15 protein-coding genes and 4 tRNA genes are annotated in these 26,324 nt (G+C 64.2%); 8 read left to right on the top strand and 11 right to left on the bottom strand.

Annotation, left to right across the window (positions count from 1 at the left end):
• Nucleotides 1-55: 55 nt before the first annotated feature.
• Together AC3E6W_RS04560 and argS are read right to left on the bottom strand one after the other, a co-directional pair.
• The gene (locus tag AC3E6W_RS04560; protein ID WP_490652438.1) at nucleotides 56-1,576 is read right to left on the bottom strand and encodes a diaminopimelate decarboxylase family protein; all 1,521 of its coding nucleotides are present in this window, start codon (nucleotides 1,574-1,576) and stop codon (nucleotides 56-58) included.
• A gap of 197 nt (nucleotides 1,577-1,773) precedes the next feature.
• Nucleotides 1,774-3,438 carry an arginine--tRNA ligase gene (gene argS, locus AC3E6W_RS04555; protein ID WP_490652437.1) on the bottom strand — a complete coding sequence of 555 codons (1,665 nt, stop codon included), beginning with the start codon at nucleotides 3,436-3,438 and terminating at the stop codon, nucleotides 1,774-1,776.
• 74 nt (nucleotides 3,439-3,512) lie between these two features.
• On the opposite strand from argS, the gene AC3E6W_RS04550 reads away from it, so the two are divergent.
• From AC3E6W_RS04550 to AC3E6W_RS04540, 3 genes are all read left to right on the top strand, one after another.
• Nucleotides 3,513-3,586: transfer RNA gene (locus AC3E6W_RS04550), tRNA-Arg, on the top strand.
• Between the two features lie 232 nt (nucleotides 3,587-3,818).
• Nucleotides 3,819-4,757, top strand: a complete 939-nt coding sequence (locus AC3E6W_RS04545) for an NADP-dependent oxidoreductase (RefSeq protein ID WP_490652552.1) — start codon at nucleotides 3,819-3,821, stop codon at nucleotides 4,755-4,757.
• 48 nt (nucleotides 4,758-4,805) lie between these two features.
• On the top strand, nucleotides 4,806-5,993 hold the full coding sequence (locus AC3E6W_RS04540; RefSeq protein WP_490652436.1) for a prolyl oligopeptidase family serine peptidase: 1,188 nt from the start codon (nucleotides 4,806-4,808) through the stop codon (nucleotides 5,991-5,993).
• Between the two features lie 100 nt (nucleotides 5,994-6,093).
• Here AC3E6W_RS04540 and AC3E6W_RS04535 read toward each other — a convergent pair whose 3' ends face one another.
• The gene (locus AC3E6W_RS04535; RefSeq protein ID WP_049333707.1) at nucleotides 6,094-6,555 is read right to left on the bottom strand and encodes a helix-turn-helix domain-containing protein; all 462 of its coding nucleotides are present in this window, start codon (nucleotides 6,553-6,555) and stop codon (nucleotides 6,094-6,096) included.
• A gap of 295 nt (nucleotides 6,556-6,850) precedes the next feature.
• Between AC3E6W_RS04535 and hrpA the strand changes: the two genes are divergently transcribed.
• On the top strand, nucleotides 6,851-11,308 hold the full coding sequence (gene hrpA / locus AC3E6W_RS04530) for an ATP-dependent RNA helicase HrpA (protein WP_490652435.1): 4,458 nt from the start codon (nucleotides 6,851-6,853) through the stop codon (nucleotides 11,306-11,308).
• Nucleotides 11,309-11,714: 406 nt separating this feature from the next.
• On the opposite strand, the gene AC3E6W_RS04525 is transcribed toward hrpA, so the two are convergent.
• The 7 genes from AC3E6W_RS04525 to glnA all read right to left on the bottom strand — a co-directional run bounded on the left by AC3E6W_RS04525 (nucleotide 11,715) and on the right by glnA (nucleotide 20,536).
• Complete coding sequence (locus tag AC3E6W_RS04525; RefSeq protein WP_490652434.1) at nucleotides 11,715-13,076, bottom strand: hypothetical protein; 1,362 nt, start codon at nucleotides 13,074-13,076, stop codon at nucleotides 11,715-11,717.
• Nucleotides 13,077-13,381: 305 nt separating this feature from the next.
• Nucleotides 13,382-14,377, bottom strand: a complete 996-nt coding sequence (locus AC3E6W_RS04520) for an HNH endonuclease (protein WP_490652433.1) — start codon at nucleotides 14,375-14,377, stop codon at nucleotides 13,382-13,384.
• A 604-nt stretch (nucleotides 14,378-14,981) separates the two neighbouring features.
• A tRNA-Val gene (locus AC3E6W_RS04515) sits at nucleotides 14,982-15,053 on the bottom strand.
• Nucleotides 15,054-15,077: 24 nt separating this feature from the next.
• Nucleotides 15,078-15,148, bottom strand: a tRNA-Cys gene (locus AC3E6W_RS04510).
• A gap of 49 nt (nucleotides 15,149-15,197) precedes the next feature.
• Nucleotides 15,198-15,270: transfer RNA gene (locus AC3E6W_RS04505), tRNA-Gly, on the bottom strand.
• 401 nt (nucleotides 15,271-15,671) lie between these two features.
• Nucleotides 15,672-19,016: a bifunctional [glutamine synthetase] adenylyltransferase/[glutamine synthetase]-adenylyl-L-tyrosine phosphorylase gene (locus AC3E6W_RS04500; protein ID WP_490652432.1), complete on the bottom strand. Its 3,345-nt coding sequence runs from the start codon at nucleotides 19,014-19,016 to the stop codon at nucleotides 15,672-15,674.
• Nucleotides 19,017-19,195: 179 nt separating this feature from the next.
• Nucleotides 19,196-20,536, bottom strand: a complete 1,341-nt coding sequence (glnA, locus tag AC3E6W_RS04495; RefSeq protein ID WP_296543655.1) for a type I glutamate--ammonia ligase — start codon at nucleotides 20,534-20,536, stop codon at nucleotides 19,196-19,198.
• A 297-nt stretch (nucleotides 20,537-20,833) separates the two neighbouring features.
• Between glnA and AC3E6W_RS04490 the strand changes: the two genes are divergently transcribed.
• Together AC3E6W_RS04490 and panB are read left to right on the top strand one after the other, a co-directional pair.
• Nucleotides 20,834-22,651 (top strand): geranylgeranyl pyrophosphate synthase, encoded by a 1,818-nt coding sequence (locus AC3E6W_RS04490; protein ID WP_490652431.1) that lies wholly within the window; start codon nucleotides 20,834-20,836, stop codon nucleotides 22,649-22,651.
• Nucleotides 22,652-22,714: 63 nt separating this feature from the next.
• Nucleotides 22,715-23,629 (top strand): 3-methyl-2-oxobutanoate hydroxymethyltransferase, encoded by a 915-nt coding sequence (gene panB / locus AC3E6W_RS04485; protein ID WP_490652430.1) that lies wholly within the window; start codon nucleotides 22,715-22,717, stop codon nucleotides 23,627-23,629.
• 130 nt (nucleotides 23,630-23,759) lie between these two features.
• Here the strand turns inward: panB and AC3E6W_RS04480 are convergent, their stop codons facing one another.
• A complete protein-coding gene (locus tag AC3E6W_RS04480) occupies nucleotides 23,760-24,011 on the bottom strand; it encodes a hypothetical protein (protein ID WP_080978750.1) in 252 nt (83 codons plus the stop codon).
• 241 nt (nucleotides 24,012-24,252) lie between these two features.
• On the opposite strand from AC3E6W_RS04480, the gene map reads away from it, so the two are divergent.
• Together map and ppgK are read left to right on the top strand one after the other, a co-directional pair.
• On the top strand, nucleotides 24,253-25,164 hold the full coding sequence (gene map / locus AC3E6W_RS04475) for a type I methionyl aminopeptidase (RefSeq protein ID WP_049332674.1): 912 nt from the start codon (nucleotides 24,253-24,255) through the stop codon (nucleotides 25,162-25,164).
• A gap of 99 nt (nucleotides 25,165-25,263) precedes the next feature.
• The gene (ppgK, locus tag AC3E6W_RS04470; protein ID WP_313967687.1) at nucleotides 25,264-26,115 is read left to right on the top strand and encodes a polyphosphate--glucose phosphotransferase; all 852 of its coding nucleotides are present in this window, start codon (nucleotides 25,264-25,266) and stop codon (nucleotides 26,113-26,115) included.
• Nucleotides 26,116-26,324: the final 209 nt, after the last annotated feature.

Genomic DNA, 26,324 nt, shown 5'->3' with positions numbered 1-26,324 from the left:
GCGTGCAATTCAGAGACGGGGACTTCACGGTTTCTTAGATTCTGGGATGGGGTTCTTAGATATCCGAACCCATGTCCAGGGCGAGCATGTCGTCCTCGCTCTGGCGGCGAATCATCACGCGGGAGGGACGACCCTCGGCGGTCGCAATCACCGGCGGGCGGGTCAGGAAGTTGTAGTTCGATCCCAGCACGTAGCAGTACGCGCCCGTCGCCGGAACCGCCAGAATATCGTCCGCCTGCAGGTCGGCCGGCAGGTAGCAGTAGCGCACCACGATATCGCCGGATTCGCAGTGCTTACCCACCACGCGGCAGAGCACCTGCTCCCCCGCCGGGGCGCGGTTCGCCAGGGTTGCCGAGTAGTCCGATTCGTACAGCACCGGGCGGGCGTTATCGCTCATGCCGCCGTCCACCGAGACGTAACGGCGCACGCGAATCTCGCCGTTTTCGTCCTCAATGCTCACGTTCTTGATGGTGCCCACCGTGTACAGGGTCGCGCCCGAGGGGCCCGAAATCGAGCGGCCCGGTTCGAAGGACATGTGCGGAATCGCCATGCCCAGGCGCTCGCAGGTGGCCGCAACCGAAGCGGCAATGGATTCGGTCACCTCGGCGATGGAGCGGGGACGATCGGCCTCGGTGTAGGCGATGCCGTAGCCGCCGCCCAGGTCCAGCTCCGGCAGGGTCACGCCCAGGTCACGGTTGAGGCGGTTCATGAACTCCAGGGCGGTGGTTGCCGCCTGCTCGAAGCCCTCCGCCTCAAAAATCTGCGAACCGATGTGGCAGTGAATACCGCGGAATTCCAGGGAGTCGGTCACATTCAGGATTGCCGCCGCCAGCGCAGCGTAGGAGTCGGAGGCCTCCACGCCCCAGTGCTCCAGCTCTGCCTCGTCCAGGCCGGCCAGCGCAGCGGTACCGGGTTGCAGGGACATGCCGAACTTCTGGTCCTCGTGAGCGGTCGCGATCGACTCGTGGGTGGAGGCGTGCACGCCCGGGGTGATGCGAATCAGCACCGGAACGGGCGGGTAGGGCTCCTCGCCCTCAGCCACGCGCTCGGCGGCCAGCTCGGCGTACACCCGCTCAATCAGCTTGATTTCGTCCACCGAATCGGCCACCACGCGGCCCAGGCCGCTACGAATCGCGCGGGCGATTTCGGCCTCAGATTTGTTGTTGCCGTGCAGGGCGATGCGCTCGCCGGGCATGCCGCCGCGCAGAGCCAGCGCCAGCTCGCCACCGGAGGCGGTGTCCAGGCACAGGCCCTCCTCACGAACCCAGCGAACGACCGCGGTGGAGAGGAAGGACTTGCCGGCGTAGTAGACGCTCACCTGCGCGCCATGCTTGGCGAAAGCCTGCTCAAAAGCGGTGCGGTAGGCGCGGGCACGGGCGCGGAAGGTGGTCTCGGAGAAAACGTACTGCGGGGTGCCGTGCTCGGCGGCCAGCTCGCTGACGGTCACACCGTCGATGCAGAGCTCACCCTCCGCATTGCGGGTGAAGGAATCGGTCCAGATGCTTCGGGACAGGTCGGCGGGGTTCTCAGGCTGGGTCAGCCATTCGGGGCGGTAGAGGGAACGGGCTTCGCTCATCGTGTCTCTTTCTCATGCGCTCGGGTGCGCTACTGCGCCGGGGTTCAGCGTTAGGGGACGCAGTGTAGCGGCGGGACAAAGTCTGTGCAGTTTCAATATCTGTGCACTGTGCCGGGTTGGGCAATGAAGCCACCGGCGGCGGCATACGTTCAACCCCCGCCCCGGTAGCACCGGGTCGGGGGTTGAATCGAGGGGTATTACATGCGCTCGGGTGCGCTCACACCCAGCAGGTTCAGGCCGTTAGCCAGCACCTGCTGTGCCGCGTTGTTCAGCAGCAGGCGGGTACGGTGCAGGTCAGTGACCTCCTCGTCGGCCTTGGGGGCCACGCGGGAGACGCCGTACCAGCTGTGGTAGGCCGAAGCGAGCTGCTCCAGGTAGCGGTTCACGCGGTGCGGCTCGTAGAACTTCGCGGCGTCGCGCACGGCGGCGGGGAACTGGCCGAGCACAGCCAGCAGCTCACCGTCAGCGGCGGAGTCGAGCAGGGAGGTGTCCACGCCGTCCTCAATCTTCACGTCGGCCTCCGCGGCGTTGCGTGCCACGGCGGCGGTGCGTGCGTGAGCGTACTGTACGTAGTAGACCGGGTTCTCGTTGCTCTTGGAGGTCAGCAGGCCCAGGTCAATGTCGATGGGGGTGTCCACCGAGTAGCGGGTCAGCTCGTAGCGGGCCGCGTCAACACCCACGGCCTCGACCAGGTCCTCGAGGGTGACCACGGTGCCGGCACGCTTGGACATACGCACGGGCTTGCCGTCCTTGACCAGGTTCACCAGCTGACCAATCATGACCTCAATCTGGTCTGCGCGGTAGCCAAGAATCTGGGCGATGGCCTTCAGACGGCCCACGTAGCCGTTGTGGTCAGCGCCGAGCATGTAAATCGCCACGTCGGCGGGGTTCTCGGCACGGGTCATCTTGTCCTGGTAGTAGGCGATATCGCCCGCCACGTAGGCGTGGTTGCCGTCGGACTTGATGACCACGCGGTCCTTGTCGTCGCCGTAGTCGGTGGTGCGCATCCACCATGCACCGTCAGCCTCGAAGAGCTGACCGTTCTCACGCATGGTCTCAAGCAGGGCGTCCACCTTGCCGCCCTCGAACACGGAGTTCTCATGGAAGAACACGTCGAAGTGGGTGCCGAAGGCCGCCAGGGACTCCTTAATCTGATCGAACATCAGGTGAGTACCGATTTCGCGGAAAATCTCTTCGGGGTTCTCAGCCTCAAGCGCGTCGGGGCGCTGAGCCAGAATCTGGTCCTTAATGTCAACAATGTACGCGCCGGCGTAGCCGTCCTCGGGGGTCTCCTCACCGCGGGCGGCGGCAATCAGGGAACGCACGAAGCGGTCAATCTGGGTGCCGTGGTCGTTGAAGTAGTACTCGCGCACCACGTTAGCGCCCTCAGCCTCCAGCACGCGGGCGAGCGCATCACCGACGGCGGCCCAGCGGGTGCCGCCCAGGTGGATGGGGCCGGTCGGGTTCGCGGAGACGAACTCAAGGTTAATGGTCTTGCCGGCGAACTTGTCGCTGCGGCCGTAGGCTTCGCCCGCCTCAACGATGGTGGCGGCGAGCTCGCCTGCTGCTGCTGCGTCCAGGGTGATGTTCAGGAAGCCGGGGCCCGCGATGTCAACGGATGCCACGCCGGGGATGGCGCCGATCTTCTCGGCCAGAAGAGCTGCTGCCTCGCGCGGGTTCTTGCCCACCTTCTTGGCGAGCTGCAGAGCGACGTTGGTTGCCCAGTCGCCGTGCTCACGGGACTTGGGGCGCTCCACTCGGACGGCGGGCAGTTCAGCGCCCTCCACGAGGGTCAGCTGGCCGGAGGAAATGGTTTCTTCTAGGGCAAGCGCAATGGCTTCGGAGAGTTCTTCAGGAGTCATAAGAACCTATTCTAGCAAGCATTGGGCCGGGGCTGACCGTTTATCCGACGCATATCTGATACCATGGTGGGGTTGCCTCTGTAGCTCAGCGGATTAGAGCACCAGTTTCCGGTACTGGGGGTCGAAGGTTCGAATCCTTTCAGGGGCACGATGTTCTTATTCGAGAGGGAACACGGGAGCCGATACTCGCCCAGCGGGTGTCGGCTCCTTTTTATTTCTGCTTTATATCTCGGGTTACATCTCGGGTGGAAGCATCAGAGGCTGGACGCCTCCGCTCCCCTGTTGTTCCGGAGGCCCCGCAGTTGAGAGAATAGGGAAACGCGCACACCGTTCAAACAAGCACGACAACACCACACCAGCGGAGGTAAACCGTGACCACCATGCGCCAGATTCAGCTCACCGAATGGGGCGACGAAAGCGTTCTGCACGAGGCGAACGTGCCCATCCCCACCCCGGTGCGCGGTCACGTGCTCATCAAGACGGTCGCCGCGGGCGTGAACCCCATCGATGTGACCACCCGCAAGGGCCTGGGTCCCGCCGCGCAGCTGGCCGACCCCTCCTATAGACCCTTCGTGCCCGGATGGGATGTGGCCGGCACCGTAGTCGCCACCGCCGGCGACTATACGGGCTTCAAAGTCGGCGACGGCGTTTTCGGCATGGTGACCTTCCCGTACCCCGGCGGCGCGTACGCCGAGTATGTCCTCGCACCCGCCTACCAGCTGGCCAAGGTTCCCTCCGACGTTCCGTGCGCCCAGCTCGGCGGCGCACCGCTTGCCGGGCTCACCGCCTACCAGTCGCTCTTCGAAGTGGCGCGATTGAAGGAAGGCGAGCGCGTGCTCATCCACGCCGGTGCCGGAGGCGTCGGCCACCTCGCCGTGCAGCTGGCCATTCAGGCGGGCGCGCAAGTTTTTGCGACCGCCTCCGCCGCGAATCACGAGTTCGTGCGCTCGCTGGGGGCCCAGCCCATCGACTACCGCACCGAGGATTTCCGCGCGGTGCTGGGTCGGACCATGGACGTGGTACTCAACTCGACCGGCAGGCAGACCTTCCTCGATTCGTTGGAGGTACTGGTCCCTGGCGGGCGCATCGTGACGCTGACGAATCCCGACCCGCTGGATGTGGCCCGCGAGCGCGGGTTTGAGGCGCAGTGGCTGACGGCCCACCCGGACCGTACGCAGATGCAGGAGATCGCCCGGCTCATGTCTCTGGGCCTGCTGAAGGTGCACGTGGAGAAGATTTTCCCCCTCGCCGAGGCCGCCGCGGCTCAGGAGCTTATGGCCTCCGGCCACACGCGCGGCAAGATCGTGCTGGTTCCCTAAGAAATTTAGAGACCAAAGAGCTAAGAAACCTAAAGAACGGGCTGATTCATGCTGAATTCCGAGGCCGCGCAGAGCGTCGACGAGTACCGCTCCGGTTTTTACCGCCCCGAGGGGTTTTTCGACGGCTTGTCCCTGCCGGGCTACGGGGCCGAAACGCCCGTCACGCGGGAGGCCTTCGCCTACGATTTCTACCCCGCGCGCGCTGCCGAGGGGTCCGGTTCTGTTGAGGAGTCGGGTAGCGCTGGGGTCGGTAGTACCGAGCCCGCTCCCCTGCTCATCTGGGTGCACGGCGGCGCCTGGCGCTTCGGCACGAACCGGGGCCTACGCGATGTAGAGATCATGACCCCCGAGGGGCCGCGCACGAACCGGCAGACCCTCATGCGCCGCGCTCTGCAGAAACAGGGCTGGGCGGTCGCAACCATCAACTACCGCTACTCGCACCAGGCGATTTTCCCGGGCGATCTGCACGATACGAAAGAGGCGGTGCGCTTCTTCCGCGCTCGTGCCGCCGAGTTTGGTATCGACCCCGGGCGCATCGCGATTGCCGGAGGAAGCGCCGGCGGGCATCTGAGCATGATGGTGGCGCTCGCCGGTCCCGATGCAGCCGGCTACGCGAGCGGGGATCCCGAACTGCACGAGTACTACGAGGGGCGCGCCTCCAGCAACTACCCGGGGGTGAGCTCGGCGGTTGCCACGGCCGTTCCCTTCTACGGGGTCAGCGACCTGCGCACCATCTTCTCCGACCGTCCCCTGGCGGGGTACTCGCTGGTGCATCCGGACGACGACGGTGCCGAGTGGCGCCTGCTGGGATGCGATTACCCCGTGCGCGAGGAGCGTGAATGGGTGGAGCGCGTGCCCGGCATCGACCGGGAGCGCGCCCTGCAGAATTGGGAACGGGCGAATCCCCTGGACCTTGCGCGCGGGAATTTTGCGCGCGGAGTATACGCCGGCGGCTCTGCCGGCGAACCCTCTCGCAAAAACTTCGACGAAAAGCAGACTGAGGAACAGGCTACGGACCGGGCGTGTGCACCCATCATGCTAGTGCACGGCATTGCCGATTCGTGCGTGCCGTACCAGCAATCGGTGCGGGTGTATCAGGCCCTGCGCACGCGGCAGGTGCCCACCGATATGGTGCTGGTTCCGGGCGCCGAACACGGGGATTCGCGCTGTTTTAGCCCCGAGATTGTTCAGCGGATGCTGTCTTTCCTGAATGCCACGATGAACGCCACTGTGTAGGCGGCCCGTTACCTACCGTTAGGGCCGCGAATCGTGAGCGCCGTTCGGCTCAATTCGGCTCGGCTCAACCCCGCTCGGCTCGACCTATCGAGCGTTCAGCCTATCGGTTTCGTCGGCTGACGTGCTCGTGGTCGAGGCGGTAGCGTTCCAGGTCGTCGAACGCCACGCGACGGTGCGTGTTGATGCGTTCGAAGGGAATTTCACCGCGCTCGAGGAGTCGCACGATGGTCGGTCGCGATACCCCCAGATAGTCGGCGGCCTCCTGGGTGGTCATGAGGCGATCCTGGCGGACCACGCACACGTCCTTGCGGTCGGCGAAGGCCCGTGCCACCGAGGTGATGGGGCCGTACATTTCGGGGGAAATCTGTACCCTTTCCCCGTCGCCGGTCACCAGGTACAGGGTTTCGGCGGAGCTCAGGCGTTCAAAGTGCGTGCGAAGACTCGCGTGGACGAGGGCCTGGAACAGTTCTTCGCTGCGGTGGTGGATTTCTTCGTGGCGTGCGTCCTCGCAGCAGTCCAACACTGGAGTGCGTGAGGAGGTGTACGTCTTGGGCGTTGGCATAGTCACTCCTTCGTTACTGTGTTATACACCACTGTAACACCTGAACGAAAGTATCGAAAGAAAGCCGAAAAAGATACTTATTTCGCATCCGTCATACTTGAAATATTAATAACCAATTTATTGGCTTCTTTAATAATTTTGATGCTTTTTGAAACGTCTTGAGCTCGATTTCGCTCGCGCAAAGATGACGATCCCTCCCTTTCGAGGGGTACAACCCGCCCAAATATGACGCAATATTCGCCCGGTGCATACTCCCGTTCCCCGCCGTGAAGGGGGCGAGTACACTGGATAGGATATGTCTGAGCAGAAAACCCATCACGCAGATAAGACCTCCCGCACGCCTAAAACCGGGGCACCCCGAACCGCCCCCACCATGGCGAGCATGGCCGCCGCCATCCACGCGGCCAAGGTGCGCGCCTCCGAAAAGAACGCTGAAAAAAGCACCGAGAAGAACGCGGTAAAGAACGGCGCGCAGAAGAACAACGCAGACCACAAGAACGCCTCCCGCTCCAATCGACGCGGAGGCGGCACCGGCCGCGCCCGCAAGCAGGGTAACAGCAAGGGCAACCAGCAGGGCGGTAACAAGGGTAACCAGCAACAGAACCGCCCGGCACCTCGCCGCTACGAGCCCTTCATTCCCGAGGTCATCACCTACCCCGAAGAGCTGCCCGTCAGCGAACGCCGCGACGACATCATGAACGCTATCCGCGACAACCAGGTCGTCATCATCGCGGGTGAAACCGGCTCCGGTAAGACCACCCAGATTCCCAAGATGTGCCTCGAGCTCGGCCTGGGCGAGAAGGGCCTCATCGGTCACACCCAGCCGCGCCGCCTCGCCGCGCGCTCCGTGGCCGAGCGCATCGCCGAAGAGCTCGGCCAGAAGATCGGCGAAACCGTCGGCTACCAGGTGCGATTCACCTCCGAGGTCGGAGAACACAGCGCCATCAAGCTCATGACCGACGGTATTCTGCTCGCCGAAATTCAGAACGACAAGCTGCTGCGCCGCTACTCGACCCTCATCATTGACGAGGCGCACGAACGCAGCCTGAACATCGATTTCATCCTCGGCTACCTCAAGCGCATCCTGCCGCAGCGCCCGGACCTGAAGGTCATCATCACCTCCGCGACCATCGACCCCGAACGCTTCGCCCGCCACTTCTCCCCCAGCTACGTGCCGGGTAAGGGAATCGTCGACGAGAACCTCAGCGATGAAGAACGCGAAATCGCCGAAGCAATCCTGCCCGACGACGCGCCGCCCATCATCGAGGTCTCCGGCCGCACCTACCCCGTCGAAATCCGCTACCGCCCCCTCGAGGGCGAGGAAGACGCCTACCTGGACGACGAGGAAGTGGCCGAAGACCGCGACCCCACCGACGCGATTCTCGACGCCATCAAGGAACTCTCCAAGGAAGCCCCCGGCGACATCCTCATCTTCTTCTCCGGCGAGCGCGAAATCCGCGACGCCAAGGACGCCATCGAGGCGATGGTCGCCAAGTCCCCGCGCCTGAACTACGAAGTGCTGCCCCTGTACGCGCGCCTCTCGCTCGCCGAGCAGCACCGCGTGTTCTCCCCCGGATCGCGCCCACGCATCGTGCTCGCCACGAACGTTGCCGAAACCTCGCTGACCGTGCCCGGCATCAAGTACGTCATCGACACCGGCACCGCCCGCATCTCGCGCTACTCCGCACGCACCAAGGTGCAGCGTCTGCCCATCGAACGCATCTCGCAGGCCAGCGCCAACCAGCGTTCGGGCCGATGCGGCCGCGTCAGCGATGGCATCGCCATCCGCCTCTACTCCGAGGAAGACTTCAACTCGCGTCCCGAGTTCACCGACCCCGAAATTCTGCGCACCAACCTCGCAGCCGTCATCCTGCAGATGATCGCCATCGGCGTGGTGCGCGAACCCGGCGACATCTCGCGCTTCCCGTTCGTGCAGCCGCCCGCATCCCGCGCCATTAACGACGGCGTGAACCTGCTGCGCGAACTCGGCGCGCTCACCGAACGCACCCGCCGCAAGGGACGAGGCGGTAACAACAGCGCAACCCTCACCGCCATCGGCCGAGCCATGGCGGCCTTCCCCGTGGACCCGCGCCTGGCCCGCATGATTATCGAGGGTGGCCGCCGCGGCTGCGCCAAGGAAATGATGGTGCTCGCCGCCGCCCTGACCATCCAGGACCCGCGCGAACGCCCCGCCGACGTGCGCGCAGAAGCCGACGCCATGCACGCCCGCTTCGTCGACGACACCTCCGATTTCTCCTCCTTCCTGCTGCTCTGGGACTACATCAACGAGCAGCAGGCGGCGCTGTCCTCCTCGCAGCTGCGCAAGATGTGCCACCGCGAGTTCATCAACTACCTGCGCATCCGCGAATGGCAGGACCTCTTCGCCCAGCTGCGCGAAATGGGCCGAACCGCCAACATTCACGCCAGCGGCGGTCGCGATATTAACGCCTCCGCGCACGAGGTAGACATCCACAAGAGCCTGCTCACCGGTCTGCTCTCGCACGTGGGCGTCAAGGAAGAACGCGAGAAGGACTCCAAGGGACGCAACCGCGGCCCCCGCGAATACCTCGGCGCACGCGGCACCAAGTTCGCGATCTTCCCCGGCTCCGGCCTGTTCAAGAAGGGGCCCGACTGGGTGCTCTCCGCCGAACTCGTCGAAACCTCCCGCCTGTGGGCGCGCACCAACGCCGCCATCGAACCGCAGTGGATCGAAGAGGTCGGCAAGCACCTCATCAGCGTGCAATACTCCGAACCGCACTGGTCCCTCAGCTCTGGCGCGGCCGTCGCCTACGCCAAGGGCACTCTCTTCGGCCTGACCATCTACGCCGACCGCCCCGTGCAGTACGCCCGCGTAGACGCCGCCGCGGCCCGCGAAATCTTCATCCAGTCCGCCCTCGTCGAAGGCCAATGGCACACCCAGCACAAGTTCTACCTGCGCAACCAGCGCGCCCTCGCCGAGGTCGAAGAGCTTGAGGCACGCCTGCGCCGCCGCGACCTGCGCGTGGACGACTCCGTGCTCTTCGCCTTCTACGATGCCCGCATCCCCGCCCACGTGACGGATGTGCGCGCCTTCGACAAGTGGTGGAAGCAGGCACGTCTCGAAGACGACAACTACCTGGACTTCAACCCCGAAAAGCTCATCAACGAGGAAGCCGCCGACTACGACGACTCCCAGTTCCCCCGCCAGTGGGTGCAGCGCACCGACAGCGGCGAACTCACCCTCGACCTGCGCTACGAATACGCCCCCACCGCCGGCATCGGAGGCGCACGCACCGACGCCGCCAAGCGCGACGGTGTGGCCGTGCAGGTACCGATTCTCTTCCTCAACCAGCTGAGCCCCGAACCGTTCCGCTGGCAGATCCCCGGCCTGCGCCACGAGCTCGTGACCGCGCTCATCAAGTCGCTGCCCAAGGCGATTCGACGCAACTTCGTGCCCGCACCCGACGTGGCGCGCGCCGCCTGCGCCGCCTTGGAAGAGGACTACTCCCCCGCAACCGACGAGCTGCTCCCCTCTCTCGCGCTCGTACTGCGCCGCCTGCGCGGCGTGGTCGTCGAACCCGAAGCCTTCAACTGGGACGCCGTGCCCGAGCACCTGAAGATGGGCTTCCAGGTGCGCAACGCCCGCAACAAAATCCTGGGTGAGGGCAAGGACCTGCGAGCCCTGCAGCAGCAGCTACACAAGGAGATTCGCAGCGCCCTCGCCGACTCGCTCGGCGCATCCGACGAGGCCATGGCGAAGATGGTTGCGCTCGCCCAGGGCGGCTCGAGCAACGCGAGTGGCCCCGCTCGTCCGGGCAGCGCAAAGGGCGCGAAGAACCCGGCGAAGGGCACCCAGTCCGAGGCGGGTGCATCCGGCGGAGTACGCGAGGTCACCGGCCTCACCGAATTCCCCGCCGACATGTTCCCGGACGGAGCCATCCCCCGCAAGGTACAGCGCATCATCGCCACCCAGGCAGTCAACGGCTACCCCGCTCTCGTGGACGAAGGCTCTAGCGTGGGCCTGCGCATCTTCCCCACCGAAGCAGAGCAGCTGCACGCGCAGCGCCGCGGCATCATCCGCCTGCTCCAGCTGCAGGTGCCCTCGCCCGTACGCTACGTGAGCGAACACCTCTCCCACAAGGAGAAAATCGTCTTCACGCAGAACCCGCACGGCTCCATCGACGAACTCATTCGCGACTGCACCGTCGCGGCGCTCGACCACCTCGTGCCGCACACGCCCATCTTCACGCACGCCGAATACAGCGAACTCTACGAGCACGTGCGTGCCGAACTCATCGAGACGGTCTTCGACGTCACCAAGCTCGTCGCCGAAATCCTCTCCGAAGCCACCGCGCTGAAGAAGGCTATCAAGAAGGCAACCTCGCTGACGACCATGCACGCCGTCTCCGATGTAAAGGCTCAGATGGAGAACCTGGTCTACCCCGGATTCGTGGCGAAAACCGGCTACGACCAGCTGGTTCACCTGCCGCGTTACCTGAAGGCCGCCCAGGTGCGCCTGACGAAGCTCGGCCCGAACCTACACCGCGACAACCAGCTCATGCTCACGGTGCAGGACCTGGAAGACTCCTACGATAACGCGGTCAAGTCGCTACCGGCAGGCAACATCGTGCCGGATGCGCTCCGCCGCGTGAACTGGATGATTGAGGAGTTGCGCGTCAGCTTCTTCGCCCAGGAGCTCGGCACCGCCTACACGGTGTCTGAGAAGCGCATTGCGAAGGCTCAGCGTGAGGCGCTGGACGCTATCAAGCGCTAGCTTGTGAGGCTACGGGTTGTGCGGATGGCGGTGTTCGTCCTCGCTCCTACAGGGGCACCCGCCCTCGCAGAGCTCGAGCACCCTGATGTCGCTACGGACGACACCGCCTTTCCGCGCTAGGTTCCCACCTCAGCTTGTGCTGTGAACGGCAAAGAGCCCCTACACGATCACCTCGTGTGGGGGCTCTTTGCTTGCGTTACAGGTGCAGCCGTGTTTTCCGGAAGCGCCCTCAGGGTGTCAGCCCGGACGCTCTCCGCAGCGAAGCAAGGAGGAGCGGAGCGTCCGGGTGACGGGTGCCCCTGCGTAGGCGCGGAGGAAACATGCGGCGCACCGCCCCTCAAGCATTCCAAGCCGCTTGAGGAAATACTCGGCGCACCGCCCTCAAGCGCCTCAGCGGGAGAAACGGTTAGGCAGCCGCCTCGCAGAAGGTCACCGTCACGGAGCCGTTACCGCGGTCGTGCATCCACTGCGGCGCGTTCTCGGCCGAGGCGATGGAGCCGTCGCTCACCGACGGGGCGAGGTACGAGCCGCCCGCGCCACCGGCGCCGCCCTGCATCGTGTAGCCCAGGCCCTGGCGCACACCGGTCGGGCTGTTTAGCCACTTCTGGGTCAGCACAATCGAGGAGACGGACTGCGCCGCGCCGGAACCGCCGCCGCCGTAGCCCGCGCCGCCGCCGCCGGACACCACGGACTGGTAGCCGTTGAAGTTCTGCGCGTACGCGCCTTCGTCGTTGTAGACGTCCAGGTCCCAGTTGCGGTCCTCGTAGGTGCCCTTCTCGTGCACGCTGGCGGGGTTCTCGTCGAGCTGGTAGGAGTACGCGCCCGCGCCGTCGCCACCGTTGCCCGCGAAGCCGCTCGTGCCCGCGTTACCTGCGACGAACTGGCTGAACAGCACCTGGTTGTTGGTGGTCTCGAAACCGATGACGGGGCCGCTGACCGGCAGGGTACCCGCCGCACCGCCGGCACCGCCCGCACCCGCCGCACCGCCGGAACCGGAGTTGTAGGTCAGTACCTTGGAGCGTTCAGCCCTATAGATTTCGTAGCCGGGGGTACCGTTGGAGCCTGCCGCCGCGGAGGCGCTACCCGCCGCACCGAACTGCGGGGATGCATCCGAGCCGAGGGCCGCCACGCCGGCATCGATCTGGCCGTCGAGGTTGGAGTACCAGGGGTCCGCGTAGGACACGCCGGAGCTGGTCATGCCCGCGCCGCCACCGCCGCCGGCGACAGCAACCACGGTGCCGTCAATGAGCAGTGCGGAGGAGCCGCCGCCTGATGCGGCGTAGACCTGGCTCTTGGAGTTTGCCGGGTCAGCGTACTTTGCGTCCACCTGCGCGGTGACGCTGGCGGGGATGGTGTAGGCGGGCACGGAGCCGCCGTTGCCGTAGCCTTCGCCGCCGGCCGTGGGGGTGAGCGAACCGTCGCCGATGCCGCCCGCGGCTGCCACGATCTGCACGGTGGATCCGGGGGTAACCGCAACAACGCCGGTGACCTTCGCGCCGGAACCCGCCGGGGTCATGCGGTTGTTGGTGCCACCCGCGCCGCCAACCAGCTCGAAGCGGAGCTTGTAGACGTTGTTGGGGACGGTGAATGTCTTGACGGTCTTGGCGCCCTCGTCGGTGCCAGAGATGCTGTAGGCAGGGCTGGCCGCCAGGGTACAGTCTGCGGCGACGGATGCCGCGTAGGACGGAACGGTTGCCGATGCCGCGACGACCGGTGCCGCCCAGGCTACGCCCGCGACAAGCTTGCGGCGGGTCAGGGATGAAGACATGGTATGCCCTTTAGGATGAGGAAAATATTAGGTGGTGTGCGGCGCGACGGTATCTGAATCCAAGCAAGCATCGAATTGCTTGCTTTGGAAAGAAACTCGGCGCCGTTCAAAAGAATACCCTTAACCTCAGCCTTAACATAAATCCCTGGGTTGAGCACGATATGGGAGCTCTTGGCTGCCTCGCGCCGCCCTCTTCCTGCGCTCCTGCGGGGGAACCCGCCGCACCCGGACGCTCCGCTCTTCCTTGCTTCGCTGCGGAGAGCGCCCGGGCGGGCACCCTGATGTCGCTTTCGGAAGGTGCGGCTTTATGCGAGCCGCAGGTTCCGTCCGCGCACGCAACGCCAGCAGAGGGTCTGCAGGTTCTCGGGCTCATTATTGCCGCCGTTAGACAGCGGAACCTTGTGGACAACCTCCAGAACGAGGATTCGTTCACGCATGATGGAGTTGCCGCATCCGGGGTTTTGGCAGGTGTAGTTATCGCGTTCTTTGATGCGTTGGCGTAGCTGCGCGGTCATGAGGGTGCGTTCGCCGCCTTCGGGCCATGCCCAGCGTATTTTGCGTTCGAGAGTTTCCGAGAGCGCGTCTAGGGTCGGAGTGTCGAGGGTGACGGTAACGGCACGGTTTTCTTTACCATCTGCTGAGGTGTATTCGAATCGGTAGACGGGGTACGGCACGCTCAGCCCCACGTGGTAGACGTTGAGTTTTTTCCAGAACTCGTCGGCGTACTGCTTGATGATGAACGGGGGCGGGTTGATGTGGGCAAGCATGTCCTCTTCACGGCGTCGCACGTTGTCGACGGCGGTTTCGAGGCGCGCGATATCGTCAGAGAGGCGCTGCACGTCTTTGAGGGTTTGCAGATCGGCTTCGATGTGGAAGTACTTGGTGAGGCTGCCGATGGGATCCCGTTCAGCTTCGAGAACGACCTGTTCAGAGGATTTATAGATGTGCGGGGGACGTTCGTCAGTTTTCTTCCGCAGCAGCGTCTGCCAGGTTTTGGGTTGCTGAGCCTCGACGGTGGCGAGGTGACCGTACATACCGTTGGTGGAGGTGCCGAGTTCGTAGATTCCGCGAGTGTAGATGTCGTGCACGTAGCTGGCGATTTCGTTGTATTCACTGGCGAGCGTGGCGGTGCGTTGCCGGTGCATCTGGAATTCGGGGGATGCGAAGTACCGGTTTTTGCGGATGGTTAGGATGATGCCCACGATGACTACGATAATGACGACGCCGAGGACGACGTACCAGAGGGAGAAGGCGAGGCATACGGCGAAGAAGATGCCGAACCCTTTAAGGGAGGATTTCACGGGTGTTCCTTTGCGATACGGCGGTGTATCTGTGAGTGTAGATTTCCTCCATTAGGGTATCGGAGGTAGGGGCGGTGTGCAAAGCAATTGGTCGTATCGGTGAGCTATTGAAGAGATTCGGCGGCAGACTTACACCTTCCGGAAGCGCCCTCAGGGTGCCCGAAGCGAAGCGAGGGCGGGTTCCCTGCGACGGCGCGGAGGAAGTGTGTAAGATGCACGCCCTACAAATGTAGACCCGGCGAAGCCAGCAAAAGGCTGAGAAGGCGACAGCCCCTCCCCCTTAAGTTCGTTATACCGGTATCGCGCACACAAGCCCTGCCCTTACTGAACCGGGCTCGAGTGTTTTACCTACGGGGCGGAGAGATGGTGTCCTCCGTCGTGACATCGGGGACACGGAGCGGGGCGAGCGTATTTTCCGGAAGCGCCCTCAGGGTGCCCGAAGCGAAGCGAGGGCGGGTTCCCTGCGACGGCGCGGAGGAAATATACGGAGCACCGCCTCCAGAACAGACACAAGTCAGCTGAGGAGCACCGTCTCTCCGCAAACCAAGAAAACCAAAAGATTAAACACAAAAGCCCTGATTCCGAAGAATCAGGGCTTCATCTGTGCGCGATACTGGGATCGAACCAGTGACCTCTTCCGTGTCAGGGAAGCGCGCTACCGCTGCGCCAATCGCGCTCACAAAACAGTTGTTTTGTTGCGAGGTGAGGACGGGATTCGAACCCGCGTACACGGCTTTGCAGGCCGCTGCCTAACCACTCGACCACCTCACCGCATACGCTCCCCCGAGGGGAACGCGTTCGAACTCTTGGAGTCCTTACGAGCGGTTGACGAGACTTGAACTCGCGACATCCACCTTGGCAAGGTGGTGCTCTACCAACTGAGCTACAACCGCATATCAGCGTATTCAATTTGAATCATTCCGTTGGAGTTTTTCGCTCCGTCGTGCTGACAGGTAAATACTATACGGGGTTTTTGAGTGTTTGCCAAATCCTTCGCACAACACCCCGCGTTCCGCGAAATTCCGGGCTAAAACAGGGCATTTTGACTCATTTTCGACGGGGGTCAACAAAATTTATTTTCATGGTGCCAGTCACATTTATGCATTTCGAGGCCGGAGCAGTTCTGCCCTCACCAACACTCGATGCGGAACACTCGCGAAAAATTCTGTCACCTCGAAAGACTTCTGCGGGGCGCGTAAAAGGGGCGAGGAACCAATTTTGATTCCTCGCCCCTCCCCTATGAAAACCGCAGCAACGAAAATATCAGGCTGGTTTTTCTAGGACTCGTTCCTTTCTAGGCTTCGTCAAAGAAGAGCCGCTCGTAGACCTTGCGGGCGTTGCGGGTCTGGCGCAGGTAGTCCTCTTCGAGGGCGCGGGCGCTGCCGGCGGGGTATCCGCACCAGCGCGCGATGGCCTCAAGGTCGGCGCGACCGGAGGGCAGGGTGTCGGATTGGCGCACGCCGCGTAGCACGTTGCCGCCGCGAATCTTTGTGGCGAGCAACCATGCGCCGCTGAGCACCTCGGCGTCCTCGGCGGTGACCAGGCCCGCCTCGACCGCCGCATCCAACGCTTTCAGCGTGGAGGTGGTGCGCAGGCCCGGCACCGCGTGCGCGTGCCGCAGCTGCAGTAGCTGCACGAGCCACTCAACGTCCGACAGGCCGCCGCGGCCCAGCTTGAGCTGGCGGGTGCGGTCGGCGCCGTGAGGCATGCGTTCGTTCTCCACGCGCGCCTTCATGCGGCGAATCTGCTGCACCTGCTCGGGCGTGAAGGTGGCCGGGTAGCGGTACGGGTCGATGAGCTCCACGAAGGCCTCGCCGAGCTGGGGGTCGCCGCCGATGGGGCGGGCTCGGGTGAGCGCCTGGAACTCCCAGGTTTCGGCCCAGCGCTCGTAGTAGGAGCGGTAGGAGTCCAACGATCGCACGATGGCCCCCTGCTTGCCTTCGGGGCGCAGGTCGGCGTCCACTTCGAGGGGGCGTTCGGCGCGAATTGGGGGCTTGACGGGCTGCTTGAGCAGGGCGAGGGTGCGGTTCACGATGCGCGCGGCCTGTTCCTGCGCGGTGTCCTCGTCGACCCCTTCGAGGGGTTCGTGGACGAACATGACGTCCGCGTCGGATCCGAAGCCGTTCTCGGCCCCGCCCAGGCGACCCATGCCGATGATGGCGATGCGAGTGAGTAGTTGCTCCCCCGCCGTCTCCCCTGCTTCGGATTTTTCCGCGGTGCTATGGAGCTCGCGCAGAGCAATTCGTAGCGCCGCGTCAATCGTGCACTCGTCAATGGCGGCCAGGCCGGCGCAGGTGTCCTCGATGTCGACGATGCCCAGCGTCCAGCCCATGGCCGTACGCAGGGTTTCGCGGCGGCGCAGGTAGCGCACGGCGCGCATCGCCTCGACGGCGTCCTCGTGGCGCGCCAGCAGCGAGGAAATCTCGGATTCAAGGGCCTCCTCCCCCAGCGGTTTGAGGTCGTCGACCTTGTCCAGCCAGGCGATGGAGGCGGAGGCATCCTCCAGCAGGTCGGTCATGAGGCGCGAGCTGGAGAGTAGTTGGCTCAGGCGCTCAGCGGCGGCCGGCGAGTCGCGGAGCATGCGCAGGTACCAGCTGGTGCTACCGAGCGACTCGGAAACGATGCGGAATCCGAGCAGGCCGGCGTCCGCGTCCACACCGCGGGCGAACCAGCCCAGCAGCACGGGCATGAGGTGCCGCTGAATATCTGCACTGCGCGAAAGTCCCGTGGTGAGCGCCTTGATGTGACGCATGGCCCCCCGCGGATCGCGGTAACCGAGGGCGGCCAGACGGTCCTGTGCCGCCTGTTCGCTGAGGACCACCTCGTCGCGGCTGAGCGTGGAGACGGCGGCGAGCAGCGGGCGGAAGAAGATTCGCTCGTGGAGCGAACGGACGTTCCGTTTAATTTTCTGCCAGGCCTTGAGCATCTGCTCGGCTGAGAGGGTTCCGTTGCGTTCCGGAGAGAGAATCGAGCGGGCAAGAGCGCGCTGTTCGGCTTCCTTATCGGGCATCAGGTGGGTGCGGCGCAGCTGCTGCAGCTGGATGCGGTGCTCCAGCACGCGCAGCTTCTTGTAGTCGCGGCTGAACGCCTCGGCGTCGGTGCGGCTGATGTAGCTGACCGCCGTCAGCGCTGCGAGAGAGTCCACCGTGGACTTGGTGCGCACCGCGGGGTCGGTGCGGCCGTGCACGAGCTGCAGCAGCTGCACGGTGAACTCGATATCGCGCAGGCCGCCCGGGCCCAGCTTAATCTGGCGGTCCACCTGGTGCGAGGGGATATTGTCGGTCACGCGGGCTCGCATGGCCTGCACGGATTCCACGAAGGATTCACGGGCGGCGGACTCCCACACGAAGGGGTCGATTGCGCGGGCGTAGCGGGCGCCCAGCTGCGCCGAACCGGCGATGGGGCGCGCCTTAAGCAGCGCCTGGAACTCCCAGTTTTCGGCCCAGCGCTTGTAGTACTGCACGTAGGATTCAACGGTACGCACGAGCGGGCCGTCCTTGCCCTCGGGTCGCAGGTTCGCGTCGACCTCCCAGAGGGCGGGCTCGGGCGCGGGGCCCATGATGGCGCGGGTGAGGGCGTGCACGAGTTCCGTACCGATGGTGACGCACTCGTTCTCGGTGAGCTTGAGTGGGGCGGACTCCTCGTCTGCCCCGGCGCTGGGTGCGGTGCCAGCGGCGGCGGGTTCCACGGGCGCAACCACGTACACCACGTCGACGTCGGAGATGTAGTTCAGCTCGCGGGCACCGCACTTGCCCATGCCGATAATCGCCAGGTCCAGGGCATCCACGGCCTCACCGCGGCGAGGAGCCGCCAGGCCCGGGCCCAGCCCCTCCGCCACCTCGGTGCGCGCGATGGCGAGCGCACCCTCCAGCGCGGCGGCGGCCAAATCGGCGAGGTGGCGGCCGATGGTCGGCATCATTTCGACCGGGTCTTCGCAGCACACGTCAATCATGGCGATGCGCGCTAGGGCGGCCCGGTAGGCCACGCGCAGGGTCACGTAGCCGTCCTTGCCGGTCTGTTCGGCGGCCGCGCGCGGACGCTCCGAGTGCGGGTCGGCGCCCAGGGCGGTGAGGATATCGTGGCGGTAGGGGGTGTCCAGCGGAGCGATGGGGGTTAGGAATTCCCCGTCGGTCTCCGGCAGAATCGAGGCCGGATGCTGGGAGCGAATCAGGGCGCTCTCGGCCGGGTACACCTGCGTGTCGAAGAGCGGGTCGATGAGCTCGGGGCGGCGGTAGAGGAAATCACCAATCGCCTGGGAGGCGCCGAGTATGCGGTACATGCCGAATTCTTCCTCGCCGCGGTTGGCGCGCTCGGCCACTGCCGGGTGCTTCTCGATGAGGCGTACGAGGGCCGGTAGCGCGGTGTCCGGGGAGGGCGAGAGGCGCAGGCCGCTCAGGAGCGCATCCTGCGAGACCGAGGCCAGCTCGGGGGCGTTGAGCCAGCGTTCGGCTTTGGACGGGTCGTGGAAGCCCGCGGCAATCATGCGGGTGCGCAGGCGCAACTGGGCCTTGCGTTCGGCTTCGGCGCGCTGGGCTTCGTCGAGTACCTCGGGGGCGATATCGCTGATGGGTTTGGGTTCCTTGGCCGGGTCGACGATGCGAATCAGCCCGGTGGGCGGGTAGTGTGAGCTGTCAGTCATAGCGTGAGAACTGTGGGTAGAAATCCGTGGGTAGAAAACCTTGAGTGGGGAGTAAAGATTCGGCGGTAAAAAAATCGGCGGTGAAGGTGAAGCTGCTAGGTGCAGCTGATAGGCCTGCGGGCGGTACCCGCCGGTATGTCACCGGTAGCGGGTACCGCCCTGATCCGTCAGCGATCGCTTTAGAGGATTCCGAGGTTGTACTTGAGCTCGTAGGGGGTCACATGCGCCTGGTACAGATCCCAGTCGGCACGCTTGTTGCGCAGGAAGTGGTCGAAGACCTGCTCGCCCAGGACCTCCGCCATGAATTCGGATTCCTCGGTGATGTTAATGGCCTCGCGCAGGGATGCGGGCAGCGGGTTGTAGCCCATCGCGCGACGCTCGGCGTTGGTCATCGCGGCGAGGTCCTCGGTCACGGCGGGCATGAGCGGGTACTCGTTTTCGATACCCTTCAGGCCGGCAGCCAGGATCACGGCGTAGGCCAGGTAGGGGTTGGAGGCCGAATCGAGACCGCGGTACTCGATGCGGGCGGACTGCATCTTGTTCGGCTTGTACAGGGGCACGCGCACGAGGGCGGAGCGGTTGTTGTGGCCCCAGGAGACGTAGGAGGGTGCCTCGCCGCCGCCCCAGAGGCGCTTGTAGGAGTTGATGAACTGGTTGGTCACCGAGGTGAACTCGGGGGCGTGCTTGAGGATGCCCGCGATAAAGTGGCGCGCGGTCTTGGAGAGCTGGTACTCGGCGCCGGCCTCGAAGAAGGCGTTGGTGTCGCCCTCGAAGAGGGAGAAGTGGGTGTGCATGCCGCTGCCGGCGTACTTGGTGAAGGGCTTGGGCATGAAGGTGGCGTACATGCCCTGCGAGTAGGCGACCTCCTTGACGACGGTGCGGAAGGTCATGACGTTGTCCGCGGTCTGCAGGGCGTCGGCGTGGCGCAGGTCGATTTCGTTCTGGCCGGGGCCGGTTTCGTGGTGGCTGAATTCCACGGAGATGCCGACCTCTTCGAGCATGGTCACGGCCTTGCGGCGGAATTCCTGCACGATGCCGCCGGGGGTGTGGTCGAAGTAGGATTCGTGGTCCACGGGCACGGGGAAGCCGTCGGCGCCGAGCTTGGAGGACTCCAGCAGGTAGAACTCGATTTCGGGCGAGGTGTAGCAGGTGAAGCCCATCTCGGCGGCCTTGTTGAGCACGCGTTTGAGCACGCCGCGAGTGTCAGAGGCGCTGACTTCGCCGTCGGGGGTGAGCACATCGCAGAACATGCGGGAGGTGATGTCTTCCTCACCACGCCAGGGCAGAATCTGGAAGGTGGAGGGATCGGGCTGCAGTAGCATGTCGGATTCGTAGACGCGGGAGAAACCCTCGATGGAGGAGCCGTCAAAGCCCAGGCCCTCGTCGAAGGCGCTTTCAACCTCGGCGGGTGCGAGCGCGACGGATTTAAGGGTTCCCACCACGTCGGTGAACCAGAGGCGGATAAAGCGGATGTCGCGTTCTTCGATGGTGCGCAGTACGAATTCCTGTTGGCGGTCCATGGGTGGCCTCTCGCTTGGGGTGCCGGTGCGTCGGGGTGCATCCTTGCGGGGCGCGAGCACCGGGTGTCTGTTCCTTGTCTCTCTAGCCTATCGGGTTCGGCGGCGTAAGGGGCGGGCGCGAGGTTTCGTTTGTGTAAATTCTCGTAGCGGGGCTCTCCAGTCAAGGCCCGGTGCCTCGTGCGCTCCCCTCCCCCGTTCGGCCCGTCTCTTCCGGCTTTCCCCTTCGGGGCTCGTCCGAAATACCGGCAAATGACCGTCCGCGCGGTGCCCCCACGTTCCCCTTGCCATAATGGACGTATGCTACATTCCCTTCCTCTCTCTTCAGTCGCGCAGATTCCGCTGGCGGCCGGCATCGTGGGTGCCGATCCCACCGGTTTAGAGTGGCTGTTGCTGGTCGCGGCACCGATTGTTTTCTTCGTCATCTACCTGGCCTGCCTCATGGTGATTGCCGCGTTTGGCCCGCTGGTCATGAGGAACAACAAGTCTGGCGGCACGACCTACCTGCTGGATCGGCCCTCCCGCATCGCGTTTAAGACTCGTACCGTGGCGCTGTTCGCGCTGATTGGTGCGGCCGTGGAGCTCTATTGGCTCGGTTACACGGGTCGCGTCGGGTCGAGCGCCGTGATCCCCATTGTTCTCTCCACCTGGTCGTGGAAGTTTGCGTTCTTCTTCCTGCCCCTTCAGCTGATTCGCTCCTGCTACGTGCAGGCGACGCGCGGCAAGTACGACGCGCTCTCGGCCGAGGGTGCTCAGCGCCGTGAGAAGCTGAACGGGAAAAGCGCCTACGCGGTGTCGAAAATGATTCAGCGCAACCCGCAGCAATTCGCGATGAACAAGGAGCTGCATACTCAGGCGCGCGCCCAAAAGATTGCGGCGGTGCGTCCTTTCCAGAATCTTGATGAGGCGAGCAAGAAGCGCCGCACGAACTACACGGTGGAGCTGGCGCTGGCTCAGATGCAGCTGCGCCAGATGAACCCCGGCAAGATTCCCTCGGAGGCCTTTGGTGAGAGCATCCTTGGCATCGGCACACCTGCCTATTCGCCGAAGTCGGTGGAGCAGACCTGGCTGACGCTGTGCACGGAGCGAGTGAACGCGGTGGATGCGCCGAGCTACCCAGATTCTCTGTACCCGGTATCGGCCCGTTTCTCGCTGTTTACCACGATTTCGCTGCTGCAGCCTCTGATGGGCCGCCCCTATTCGCCCTTTGCCGCCGAGGACGCCCGCCGTTTTACCCCGCGCGATTTCTCGGCGAATACCGTGCGCCTGAAGGCTGAGGAGCTGGGCCAGAAGGCCCTGGCGCAGAGCGCGATTTTCCGGCAGATTCACGAGCGCCTTCTGCCGCTGCATCAGCAGCAGCCCCAGCTCGTGGATCGCCGTGCTTTGGCCTATTGTGGTGCCCTACTGCTGAGCGTGGCGAGGGCTGAAGCGGAGAGTCAGCGCTTGACGGCCCAGGTGCTGGCGGCGGTGGCCTCGGAGCGAGGCGTGCTGCCCTACGGTCTGTTCTCGCAGGTAGCCGAAGACTACCAGCGTGTTCAGCGCCTACTGAATCTGATGGTGAAGGCTACGGCCGACGTTCAGCGCTTCGTGAATTCCGTGGACGCCCTCGTGCAGCTTTACGCGCAGTCGGCGCGGCCCTCCGGCATGGCCCACGAGAAGGCACAGATGGAGTACATCGCCGCCCTTCTGGACGTTATTGTCTTCTCCTCGCACGCCCCGCTGGCCGGTTCGATTCAGGCATCTTACGCCCTGCTGAAGGCAGACTATGAGGCATTTACGTTCAACAGTTCGGATGAGCTGAGCCGCAGCTACTGGCTGCAGTACTCGAAGAACGCGGTGAGCGCCTGCGATAAGGGCCTCTCTCAGGGCTACGAGGGGTTCTTCGGTCCGGAGGATGAAGCATTGAAGGCGTGGGAATCGTACGCCGCGGACGTGGTGCAGGAGGTCTGCAACTACTCGGTCATGCAGGTCTACTGGGATGCCATGGTGCAGCAGGCGCTCCTTCAGCGCGATTTGCCGCGCGAGTTTGAGGAGGCCGCCCTCGCCATTCCGGAGCTTCTGCGCAAGAACACGAATGCGTCGTTCCCGACCTACTACATCAACCTCATCTGGAACTAGGCGTGCTTCCTGCACGGTGAGCGGTGCGCTAGGTTGAGGCCGCGCAGGGTTAGAATAGTCAGCATGACTACTGAGCGTTCTTCCGAGATCTCTTCGCCCTACGCGGCACAGTCTGCCGCTACCTCCGCGGCTGCTCCCGCGCCCGCTTCTGCATCGAAGCCTTTTGACCTCGATACCGTCAAGAAGGTGCGCACCGTGCACCTGGCGCAGGCGAAGGCGGCCGGGCAGAAATTCTCCATGCTGACTTGTTATGACGCTCTGACGGCGCAGGTCTTTGACCGCGCAGGTATCGAGATGCTTCTGGTGGGCGATTCCGCGGCGAACGTGGTGCTCGGTTACGAATCGACCCTGACCATTACCCTGGACGAAATGATTCCGCTGGTCGCAGCGGTTTCTCGCGGTGCCTCCCGCGCCATGGTGGTTGCCGACCTGCCGTTTGGTTCCTACGAGCAGTCACCGCAGCAGGCGGTGGCGAGCGCGGTTCGCCTCATGAAGGAGGGCGGCGCGCACGCGGTCAAGATTGAGGCGGATGCCTCGATGACCGAGTGGATTCGCGCTCTGGTGCGCACCGGTATTCCGGTGGTGGCGCATGTTGGTTTCACCCCGCAGTCGGAGCACACCCTGGGCGGCTTCCGCGTGCAGGGTCGCGGCGAGGCCGCCGAGCGCGTCCTTGCGGATGCCGTTGCCCTGGCTGAGGCCGGCGCGTTCTGCGTGCTCATGGAGATGGTGACCGCGGAGGTTGCGCGCCGTGTGGATGAGGCCGTGGGCGCGGTGCCGACCATCGGTATTGGTGCGTCGAACGTGACGACCGGTCAGGTGTTGGTCTGGCAGGACATGATGGGCCTGCGCGAGGGCCGCGTGCCGCGCTTCGTGAAGCAGTTCGCGCAGATTGGCAAGGTCATGGAGGAGGCCGCCCGTGCCTACCGCGATCAGGTGCGTTCGGGCGAGTTCCCGGCGGCTGAGCACACCTTTGAGTAGGCTTGAGGTTTAGAAAAAGCTTTAGAAGAACGACCCCCGTACCCGGTGTTTCCGGGTTCGGGGGTCTTCTGCTAGGTGCAAGCGCCCGGGACGTTCAAGAACCTGAGCGTTTGAGGGGTGGAGCTGCGTTTTAGAGCAGGCCGCCGTCCTTGTCCCAGGCGTCGTTGCGTTCGCGGGCGCGGTCCATGGCGTGGGCGGCTTCTTCGTAGGTCTTGAAGGGGCCCCAGAGGGAGGTCACGGCGCTCTGCTGGCCGCGCTCAACCTCACCGGTGGCGAGGTTGTACCAGTACTCTTCGCCCCGGGGGCTGGTAGCTTCGGTGGCGGCGTTCAGGGTCTTTTCGACTGCCGATTCGATGGCTTCGCCCAGGTGGTTTTTGCTCATGGTGCTCCTTCGACGGTATTGATTCAGTATGTCTAGCATCTCACACGCGTACGCGTGTAGCAACGAGGCAGGGGCGGCCTCACGCACCGCGCTTCCATGGCCTCTCCCGAGTTCCCTGTCCCGGCGCCGGCAGCCGTGAAATTTTATTCACAATCTGGGAAAAAGGTACGGGTTTCGGTTCGCCCGATTTTCCGCGTCCCCGCACCGGACAGATACCCCTTAAGCCCGGTAAGATGAAGCTATGTCTTCAACCAAAAAGAATACTTCGCACAACCTGCCCGCCGAACCCGGTCACGCACCTGTCGGTTGCCTGACCCCCGGACGCGTCAGCCCGATGCGCCCGGTCCCCTCGCACATTGTTCGCCCCGAGTACGTGGGTAAGCCCACCGCCAACGAGGGTAACGACTCGAACATGTACACCCCCGAGGAAGTTGAGCGGGTCCGTGCCGCCGGCAAGATTGCCGCCGGCGCCATCGTTGAAGCATCTAAGATTTGCGTGCCCGGCACCACCACCGACGAGATTGACGTGCTGGTCCACGAGTACATCTGCGATCACGGCGCCTACCCCTCGACCGTGGATTACCGCGGCTACCCTAAGTCCGTGTGCACCTCCCTGAACGAGGTCATCTGCCACGGTATTCCGGACACCACGGTGTTGGAGGACGGCGATATCCTCAACCTGGACGTGACCGCCTACCTGGACGGCATGCACGGCGATACCAACAAGACCCTGCTCATCGGCAACGTGGACGAGGAGTCCCGACTGCTGGTCGAGCGCACCGAGGAGGCCCTCAACCGCGCGATTAAGGCCGTGAAGCCCGGCCGCCAGGTGAACGTCATCGGCCGCGTCATCGAGAAGTACGCCGCCCGCTTCGGTTACGGTGTGGTGCGCGACTACACCGGTCACGGCGTGGGTCGTGAGTTCCACTCGGGCCTCATCATCCCCCACTACGATGCGGCCCCCGCCTACGACACCGAGATTCGCGAGGGCATGATTTTCACGATCGAGCCCATGCTCACCCTCGGCACCATCCAGTGGGATCTGTGGGATGACGACTGGACCGTCGTCACCCGCGACCGCAAGCGCACCGCCCAGTTTGAGCACACCCTCGTGGTAACCGCCGACGGCGCGGATATCCTGACCCTCCCCTAGGTCAGCCCAGTTCTTTCGGCGAACGCGCCGAATCGATTCATTATCACTCGTTATCACAGACACGTGCCTCCGCGAGCGCGGAGGACAGAAAGGGAAATCATGGCTAACTACGCCGAGCCCGGCGTCATCACCGAGCTACCCGCCCCCACCCCCAAGGACCTGCAGATTGGTGTGGACATTGGAGGCACCGGCATTAAGGGCGGCATCGTCGACCTGCGCACCGGCGACCTCGTGTCCGACCGCTTCCGCATCGACACCCCCAAGCCCGCAACCCCCGAGGCTGTGGCTGAGGTCGTACGCCGCGTAGTCGATGAGCTGCAGGGCCGTGACCTGGCACCGGATCCCGAGTCGGCCGTCGGCATCGACTTCCCCGCCGTGGTGAAGAACGGCATGGTCTTCTCCGCAGCGAACGTGGACGACTCCTGGATTAACACCGACCTGGAGCAGGTCATGAGCGAGGCGCTGGGCGGCCGCACCGTCTACGGCCTCAACGACGCTGACGCAGCCGGTCTGGCTGAGGCAACCTACGGTCAGGGCCGTAACCGTGACGGCCTGATCGCTGTCATCACCCTGGGTACCGGCATCGGCTCCGCCCTCATCAACGACGGCGTGCTGATCCCCAACACCGAGCTGGGTCACCTGGAGCTCGACGGCCACAACGCCGAGTCTCAGGCTTCTGCCCGCGCCCGCGAGGTGCACGAACTGTCCTGGAAGAAGTACGGCAAGCGCCTGTACCGCTACTTCGAGCACGTTCAGATGCTCTTCTCCCCCGACCTGTTCATCATTGGCGGCGGCATCTCCAAGAACCCGGAGAAGTTCATGCCCTACTTTGAGGATCAGATTCGTACCCCCATGGTCATGGCTGCCCTGCGTAACAACGCGGGTATTGTGGGTGCCGCGCTGTGGGCCGGCGGTATGCTGCCCGAGCGTCAGCGCCGCGGCGAGGCGTAAGGTCTCCTCAACCCACCCGCGGCCGCGTCAGCGCCGCGGCGAGGCGTAAGGTCTCCTCAACCCACCCGCGGCCGCGTCAGCGCCGCGGCGAGGCTTAAGGGCCTGCTCCCCCACTAAACCCGCGCGGCCACAACGGTATCGCGGCGAGGTGGCTAAACGCAGCAGAAGGGGCTGCCTTCCGAATCATTCGGAAGGCGGCCCCTTCTGTA

The organism is Rothia sp. SCPM-O-B-18226 (M350) (assembly GCF_058213595.1).
Note: the sequence above shows the minus strand (reverse complement) of the source record. Positions and strands in the feature narration are given on the sequence as shown.